At 41.2% G+C, this 8,342-nt stretch carries 7 protein-coding genes; all 7 read right to left on the bottom strand.

The genetic code is table 11. The features are described from left to right. Positions 1-343 (bottom strand): glycosyltransferase family A protein (locus tag ACRC32_RS09320; protein ID WP_438553700.1); only part of this gene is annotated, 343 nt, incomplete at its 3' end. Between the two features lie 5 nt (positions 344-348). Beyond that, positions 349-1,827, bottom strand: coding sequence for a lipopolysaccharide biosynthesis protein (locus ACRC32_RS09315; protein WP_438553699.1), 1,479 nt, complete (start codon positions 1,825-1,827; stop codon positions 349-351). A gap of 35 nt (positions 1,828-1,862) precedes the next feature. Beyond that, positions 1,863-2,852, bottom strand: coding sequence for a glycosyltransferase (locus ACRC32_RS09310; protein ID WP_438553698.1), 990 nt, complete (start codon positions 2,850-2,852; stop codon positions 1,863-1,865). A gap of 68 nt (positions 2,853-2,920) precedes the next feature. Beyond that, on the bottom strand, positions 2,921-3,880 hold the full coding sequence (locus tag ACRC32_RS09305) for a glycosyltransferase (RefSeq protein ID WP_438553697.1): 960 nt from the start codon (positions 3,878-3,880) through the stop codon (positions 2,921-2,923). A gap of 197 nt (positions 3,881-4,077) precedes the next feature. Then, the gene (locus ACRC32_RS09300) at positions 4,078-5,565 is read right to left on the bottom strand and encodes an NAD(P)/FAD-dependent oxidoreductase (protein ID WP_438553696.1); all 1,488 of its coding nucleotides are present in this window, start codon (positions 5,563-5,565) and stop codon (positions 4,078-4,080) included. A 43-nt stretch (positions 5,566-5,608) separates the two neighbouring features. Next, positions 5,609-6,634, bottom strand: coding sequence for a glycosyltransferase (locus tag ACRC32_RS09295; protein ID WP_438553695.1), 1,026 nt, complete (start codon positions 6,632-6,634; stop codon positions 5,609-5,611). An 866-nt stretch (positions 6,635-7,500) separates the two neighbouring features. Beyond that, complete coding sequence (locus ACRC32_RS09290; RefSeq protein WP_438553694.1) at positions 7,501-8,316, bottom strand: polysaccharide lyase; 816 nt, start codon at positions 8,314-8,316, stop codon at positions 7,501-7,503. Positions 8,317-8,342: the final 26 nt, after the last annotated feature.

Raw genomic sequence — 8,342 nt, 5'->3', positions numbered from 1 at the left:
AATTTGGTGCTGCCTTGAAACGAACCTCTAGGGTTTTCAACCATTCAGGAGCAGGCATACAATCGTCATCTGTGAACACTAGAAACTTACCCCTGGCGCGAGTCGCACCAGTATTGCGTGCGTTTGCCGGACCAGCATTTTGTTGCGCGATCGCAGTGAGATTGAGTTGTTTGCGAAAGGATGCAATAACTGGCTCGATTGGCATCTCGCTACCATCATCGACAACGATGACTTCAAAGCGATCTGGAGGATAGTTTAGTTGAGCGATCGACTTGAGGCAAGATAGCAGTCGTTCCGGGCGATTGTAGGTAGGGATAATAATTGAGAAGAAAAGCTGTTCCATTAGCTCTAGTGGGGTTTGGATTGTTTGTATTTCTGCACTGTGTTGGAGAGGACAAGAGAGCGTACAAACACAATTTCATTTGTATTCAATTCTCCTAACAGTAAAAATGCAACCGGAACTAGTAGCCCAGTCGACAAAAGTTTTAATAGTAGGAACCAGCCAGGTGTATACCAGTAAATAGCCAGAGCATAGGTGAGACCAGAAATGAGCGTGCTGCGACACAGAGTTGTGGCAGGCGGAAGAATTTGCCAGAGGCAGTAGACAGCCATTACCGTCACTAGGGAACCTGCAATGGCAAACAAGGTAAATACCAAAGAAGCACCTATATGTCCTAAGCGAGGGATGAGCAAAAGGTATCCGATGCTCGCTATGGGTACTAGTGGTGCAGTTAGGGCAAATGTCCAGTTGGGTTTACCAGCAGCGGTCAATATAGCTGTGGTGACAGAAATCATCGCAAGAGCTAGAGTACCAAAGATGAGTAAGGACAATAGGGGAGCAGAAGGCATAAACTTTGTACCAAAGAGTAGACTGATGATTTCTGGTGATGCCCCTGAAGTCATAGCAGCTAAAGGTAACATCACTACAACAGCACGCATGGCATTACAACTGATACTTTTCGCCAAATCTCGATCGCCAGTAGAAAGGGTACGGCTGAGGGTAGAAAGTAGTAAAGGGGAGAAGGAGACAGCAAAAATGCTGGGAATTAGCGATAAATTTTGAGCAGCACCGTACAATCCTGCCTGTGTAGCTGTTCCTCCTAGTATTTTTAAGGCAAGCAAGTCTAGCTTTTCGTAAAGCCGCATTGAGAGTGCAAACAGAAATAGTGGTAACGCATAGCTCCAGAGTTGCCGCATGGGAAAGGAAGATTTAGCCCTTAGAGAAGGACGGATGTAGAAGCGGCAGATTGCTAGCTCCACTAACGAAGCACCAACGTTACCTAGAATTGCCCCAGGTACAGAAAGCCCTATTTCAACTAAGACGACAATTAGAAGCAACCGCGCCAGCCAACGTCCCGCTGTAGCAACCGCTCTTTGACTAAAGCTACCAACTCCCACCAGAATGCTACGGTGAGCGTAAGCTAAACAAAACACAGGGATGTCAAGGGCAAATAACCTCAGATAAGTCGCGATCGCTGGCTCTCCCAAAGTTCTTGCAACTGGTGAGGCAAATAGCCAAACTAGTAGCATTGCAATACCACTCACAACAAGATGCAACCAGAGTACTGTAGCTCCTACAGGTCGCCAATCTTCAGCTTCACCGACAAATTTGATGGTGGCGCGGGTAAACACTGATGTGATACTCCACTGCACCCATGCAATTAGGGTTGCTACCAGTGTATACAAACCATAGCCTTCTATTCCAAACTGACGGGTAAGGAAAACAGCAGTTAAGAGTCCTGTTGGTAGTAGTAGAGCCTCAGCTAGAAATAACTGAATGGTTCCACCTAAAATATGACGACCAGATTTTGTATAGGCTGGATGCATCAGCTTAGAAAAGATTAAAATTGTTCCCAGCGAGTTTATACTTTATTGTATTTTGTCAGTAAAGAACTGGGATTGAAGTAACCAATTACAAGACCACTAAAAAACAAAACAAGTGATACAAAAGCAATTGGGAATGCGAGTGGTAAGTGAATTAAGCGTCGTGGGTCTTCAGAAAAAACTGTATAGAATCTGTAAACAAATTCTTTCAATTTACTTGAGATAATCGATAAGCAAGATATTAGATCTTGAAGTGGCTTGTTAGTTATTTCATGTGTTACTTGCAAGTCGCTGATAATCCTTGAGACAGCGAGAGCATCGTAACCTAGTAGTAAGAATCGCCAGAAAAAGTGTGATAAACCATTAGGTACTGCATGAGTAGCACGAGCTTGAGGCTGCCGCCAAATTTTATAGTTTTGACGCTCTAAATCGCGGCAGTGAACGGTACAGTTTCCTCGATAAACAGGGAGTTTTAAGGGAATCGGGTGACACAGTACAAAATCACGACGAAAAGCAACGTTGTTGCAGAAATAGCCAGATGATATGTATGGTACTTTCGCTCTCGTAAATCGGGGAAAGATGTAAGTTAAGGCGATCGCCACGTCATAAGAGCTTGTAGTAGACGTAGTTGTTTCTCCAGCAACAATTTGGATTTCAGGATTTTCTGCGAAGGGAGTCAGTATACTTCTAAGCCAACTTCGCTCGTATTGACAATCTGAATCACACAGAACAATAATTTCTCCAGTAGTTAGAGCAGTGCCTTTTAGTTTGGCTTCATAGTAACTGATTCCTAACTCAATTTTGCGAACTGTAATCCAAGGAAATTTCCTCTGCAAATGCTCCATCATTTCTATAGGTACGTCCCCACTCTCCATAATTAAAATTTCGTTGGCATTTTTAGGAGATAAGTCTTGCGCAGCTAGTGTATCTAGACAAGTAGATAATCCTTTTATATCGGCACTTGCTAAATTTTCTGTTTCTATAATGATGGAAAAACTAGGTAGGTTAGGTTGAGATTTAGATTTCATGAGTATCTGTGGCTATATGTCGAGCGAGTTTTAGTATTAGTCACATTTTTAGGTGAAATCTATAAATTTCACTCTCTAGAGGCAGTTGCTCCTGCTTTTAGCTTCAACTTTTCCCAAGTACCAACATATCTGACAAAAAACATAACTAAAGAAACTTTTATTTTCTGCTCAATTCCTTGCAAACGAGAATCTAGAAAAGTATGAAAAACGAACATTAAAGGAGGAGTTAAATCAAAGATCAAATTTTTAAAAAAAATAAAGTTGCTTCTCATAAAAGAATTATCTTGTCGCCTTTGTAAATTGTAGGCTCCTCCAGCAAGGCGAATGGTTCTTATATATAATTGTTTCCAAGAATACCTAGCTGGGTGTAGAACGCAAGCATCATCTGTATAAACCTGCTTATAACCAAATGAATTAACTCGCCTTCCCCATTCAACATCACCATTTGATTTTAAAGTAGCATCAAATAATCCTACTCTCTCGATGACTTTTTGAAATGTAAAAAGGTTAGCAGTTGCACCATATTTATGCTGCTCAACTAATTTCTTTTGGGGAAATGCAGTGATATTTTCATAAAGTTCAACAGGTGTTATGCAACTTAAATTTTGAAAAAAGATTTCTATTTTGCCTGCAACTAACCCACAGTTAGGTACTTGCAATAAGTTTTTTACCCCTTCCTCTATCCAGTTAACAGATGGAATACAATCGGCATCGGTAAAAGCAATAATTTCTCCCTTAGCCAAAGCTATACCTTTGTTTCGTGCTGCATAGGACCCTGGAATGTTTTCATAGGTAGCGATCGCTTGCCCAAATTGGCGCACTACACCCTGAATATCTTCAATTTTATCCGAACCGTTATCAATCACAATTACTTCATAAAGGCTCTGTGGATAAGTTTGATTTTCCAGAGCCTTTAAACAAATTTTCAGCCGCTTAGCATCGTTGAAAACTGGAATGAGTACAGAAACAAATGGTCTATCCCGATGATTTACAAATTCAGGGCATTTTGGGTAATTTAAACTGTTCATCGCCTCAATTTTAGAGTAATTAGTTTTTGAATTATCATCTAGCTAGTGAGGTTTGATTCGAACAGCAAGAACTTTAAGTTTGCTCTCTTTAAATAATTGGCGAGCAGAAAAATATTTTTTGAAACAAGTTTGATTTTTATAAAATTCTGCTCTAGGAAGTTTTGAAGAAAGCTACATGTAATTCTTCCTATTCCAGGTTAATTACTTTGCGAACTTACTGGAGTGAATTGCCGTTCGTTGCCGATCTCTAGTTTCTTCGATCGCTCTTCTTTAGTAAAATCTTCGTAGTAAGAGCGTTCGGTATTGACATTCCACAAATCATGTTGCTCTCCAAGAATATTTTTAGCTGCTAGCAGTCCAGTTAGCATGGAATGATCCTGATTGTTGTAGCGATGCATCCCATTACGTCCAATAGTTTGTAAGTTGTCAAACTGCTTTAAATATTCTTGAATGACTTGGAGATGCTGGCGATACTCGCCGTCATATACGGGATAAGCTTTGCGCTGACGAATCACAAATCCATCCTCGATCGCGGACAACTTAGACGCTAAGTTTAATTTGACAACCTCGTGACTTGCCAGATCGATCAATTCTGTATTAGATAATTCCCAAAGAGGATCGCCCTCACTACAAAAGTACTCCATCCCCAGACACGTCTTATTAGGATTGGGAACCATTGCTGCACTCCAATTCTTAAAGTTTTGAATTCGCCCCACTTTGAATTCTGGGCTGTGAATGTAAATCCAATTGTCAGGAAATAAATCTGGTTGGTTGACGATCAGCGTCACAATTAGAAAATCCCGATATTTCAAGCTACGTGCTGCTGTCAGTACCCGTTCGGGTGCTGGCGGATCGAGTCTTTGTACTAGTGCTGTTATAGGCATACTAGAGATGAAGCGATCGCCAAAGATCTGAATCGTGCGATCGCCTTGTCGGGCAGTAATGCTCTTAATCCAAGTTCCTTCCCGTTCGATGCGAGTCACTGCGGTGTTCAGCTGCACCGTAGCACCTTGACTCTCGATAATGTCCTGGCAGCGCTCCCACATCATCCCCGGTCCTAAAACTGGATAGTCAAATTTTTTGATTAAGCTCTTAGCATTTTGACTGCCGAATAAAGCGTTAACAACCGCCCGTTTGAGCGACATCCCTTGAATACGTTGAGCTGCCCAATCTGCCCGAATTCGACTGCAAGGAATACCCCAAACCTTCTCAGTATATGTCTTGAAGAAGATGCTGTACAGGCGATAACCAAATCGATCGATCGCCCAGTCTTCAAAATTCTCCGGTTCGGGACCGGGAAACAATCTCGTTTTGACTTTTGCCTTCAAGTAGCTAAACAAAATAAAGATACTCGGAATAATGCCCAAATTGGATAACGTATTGAACAACGATAGTGGATAACTGTAAAACTTACCTCTATAGTAAATCCGCGACAGCCGAGGAACTTTGATAAAATCGGCTGCTAAAATCTCTTGCCAAATCTGCTGTACTTCACCAATTTTGGTGTAGAAGCGATGACCGCCAATGTCGAAGCGATAGCCTTTGTATGTCTCTGTCCGTGAGATTCCACCTACCTTATCGTCTCCTTCTAAGACGATCGGTTTGATACCTTGCTTGACAAGTTCGTAGCCAGCAGTTAGACCTGCCGGACCTGCACCGATAATAACGACAGAATAGTGGTTCATATTCATATATGGGTCAATCCAGTTGTTTAGTTAAATTCTGAGTTCACACAAATTTAGAAGAACTCGTTTTGAGCCAACCCCACTGCCGCAATTGATGGCGCGCTGTACCGATAATGAATGCTAAACCACTATAGAAGTAGTAAAACCAGTGCCAGGGGATGACTTGGAGCGCGAACCGTATCCCCCGTTTGCGCCAAAAGAAGTGATAGACAGGTAGGTTGAGAAATAGGAGCGCCATGCATATTCCCAAAGCTACAGCTAAAAATCCAGACCACCAGAAGGCTGCAACTACGGTAATAAGTAACCCGAATATTAGTACGATGCTCAGGCGATTAGAAACTTGGAGATTCAGATCGTTAATTAATAGGCGATCGCGCCAAATCAATTCTGTCCAGGGAAGGGCACGATAGTAGAAGTCAGCCTTTAGTAGAGAACCAATTTCCCATCGCTTTAAGTGCTTGACCTGCAATGCCTTATTGAGTCGAATTTTATAACCAGCCTGTTTGAGTCGATAGCCCAATTCAATATCTTCTATGGAAGCCTGTCGATAACTATCGTCAAAACCCTCAACTTCCAGAAATACCTCGCGGCGAATAGCACCGCAAGCACCCCAAAAGGTTGAAGCTTCTTCACAACCAGACTGATGCACGTAGTGGTGCAACAGGTTTCTGTACTGTGACAAAAAGTTGGTTGCATCTGGGGCATCATCGTAGGAGCCAATCAGAGCGGCTAAGTCTGGTTCGCGCTTGAAAGTGCTGACTACTTGACTAATAGCATCTGGACGAACGACTACATCGGCATCGACAAAAAATAGGATCTCACCTTGAGCAAAACAAGCTCCCAAATTACGTGCTACAGCTGGACCACTCCGTGTATTTGTTCTCACAACTTGAGTCCCAAATTCTCTAGCTATCAACCAAGATCCGTCTGTATCTCCATCCGCCGCCACAATAATTTCGAATGGAGAAGGTGTTGTGTTAGCTAGCGCAGACAAGCAGCGACGAAAATTCTCTCCTCCGTTATAAACTGGAATAATGACAGATACTTCAGGTTCATGATTGCAAAACATAATAAAACATATCTCAAAAGCTTGTCATAACAGTTTTATAGGGCAATACCTGTGTTTTAAATCATTCAAATAAAACAGCATTAGCAATTCATAAAGAATCGCTAATAGATGCGATCGCGAATTTATAAATATTCTATAATTAATAAAATAATTGCCTATACCCTTAAGGTAAGGTTTAAAAGTTTGTATTAAAAGTTACTACATGAGAAGTAAAGAATCGCCTGATAGCTACCAGTGAATCTCATGAATCAATTCTGAAATTTCTTCGCTCTCTTCTCTAATATTAACTAATCTTGAAAAGCCAAGAAGGTATTTTAAGTACAGGTACTCTCTTGACCAAAGTTACTAGAGCGCACTCTTAGTGTCTTCTCTGAATAACTTAGCAGCTATAGTGCTGCCTCATTTATACCTATAACAAATCTGATATACACATTTTTGCTTCCTTGTTATGGTCTCTTAACAGCAAAAAATTGTCGATACAGAAAAGTTCGGAAAAGTTCAGTTATCCTGACAAAGCTGGCTTTTGTGGCACCAATGTTTTTGTAAAATGTAGCTATTTCTGAGTATATAGCAAAAAACATATATATAAAAAGTGTTTTTTCCTGGAAATAAACACATATAAAAATTAATTTCAGGTGAATTGTAGCACGCTACAAACACCTGAAATAGTTGATATTTTCGGTAGATACAAGGATGAGATATCGATTCAGTTCAAAAAGCGATCGACCGATCGGTTAAGGAAATTGGCTTTTCGAGTCCGATCTGATGCAAAGTATTGTAGTCTCTCAATTGCTACGATATCGCTCTACAAACTTAACTACTCAGCTACCGATCGCGAACATTGTAACCAATTAATTCAAACAATCTCAAGGTGCAACTTGTCCAAAGCTAGAATTTGCATCGCCTAAGCGATATTCATCAGTATAAATAATTCGAGGAGCAGGACCTCGAAAGTTGGGATTGCCTTTGTATAACCCCATCTTAAGATACGGTCCTGTACCTTCATCATTCCAAAACGTAGCTCCTTGATAGTTGATTTTTTGAATGTAGTCACCGCTACCTGTTTTCATCCAAAGTCTAAAGAATCCATCGTTGTTACCCGTCCATTTGACGTTCACTACAAAATCAGTCCATTGCCCTCTTATTTCAGAAACTCGCGCTAAAGTGTAGTTAGTACATACAGCATCTACAGTATCGCCTCTACGTTGGAAATCTAAGATAAAGTTACTACCTCGGCGCGAGATTTTAGAACCAACGCCACCACACGGATATCTTCTACCTGGTCTACTGGGGAAAGCTGCAAATTGATTGACAATATCAAAACCTGGATCGGTATCGCTCCAGTCTAGGGGTACAAACATCGACCAGCCGTACCAATAGGTTCTACCGATTTCGGTTCTACGCATTTCTAACTCAGCACGTTCTCCGCAGCGGTCTATTCGATGCCTAAAAGCTGTTTGTCCAGCTCTGACAATATCGTACGAAGGTTCGATTCTGGAACAATTCCTATTTATAGATCGTGAAATTTCAGTCAATGAGTCAATTATACTTGCATGAGACTGACGTATTCCTACTACAAGCAGAAAGAGCGTACTTAGAAGTAGAGATCTACTTAAAAATAAGGCTGAATGATGCAAACATTTTTTCAGATGTTTGTTCTGGCGATCGGTTTTTTTGGACATTATCCTCATTCTCATTGAATTACTCT

This window comes from Chroococcidiopsis sp., from assembly GCF_051657925.1.
In the GTDB taxonomy this organism is placed as follows: Bacteria; Cyanobacteriota; Cyanobacteriia; order Cyanobacteriales; family Chroococcidiopsidaceae; genus Chroococcidiopsis.
Note: the sequence above shows the minus strand (reverse complement) of the source record. Positions and strands in the feature narration are given on the sequence as shown.

Excerpts from the sequence above, each read along its gene's own strand:
- ACRC32_RS09315 (WP_438553699.1), bottom strand. The coding sequence starts at position 1,827 with ATGCATCCAGCCTATACAAAATCTGGTCGTCATATTTTAGGTGGAACC.
- ACRC32_RS09310 (WP_438553698.1), bottom strand. The coding sequence starts at position 2,852 with ATGAAATCTAAATCTCAACCTAACCTACCTAGTTTTTCCATCATTATA.
- ACRC32_RS09305 (WP_438553697.1), bottom strand. The coding sequence starts at position 3,880 with ATGAACAGTTTAAATTACCCAAAATGCCCTGAATTTGTAAATCATCGG.
- ACRC32_RS09300 (WP_438553696.1), bottom strand. The coding sequence starts at position 5,565 with ATGAACCACTATTCTGTCGTTATTATCGGTGCAGGTCCGGCAGGTCTA.
- ACRC32_RS09295 (WP_438553695.1), bottom strand. The coding sequence starts at position 6,634 with ATGTTTTGCAATCATGAACCTGAAGTATCTGTCATTATTCCAGTTTAT.
- ACRC32_RS09290 (WP_438553694.1), bottom strand. The coding sequence starts at position 8,316 with ATGTCCAAAAAAACCGATCGCCAGAACAAACATCTGAAAAAATGTTTG.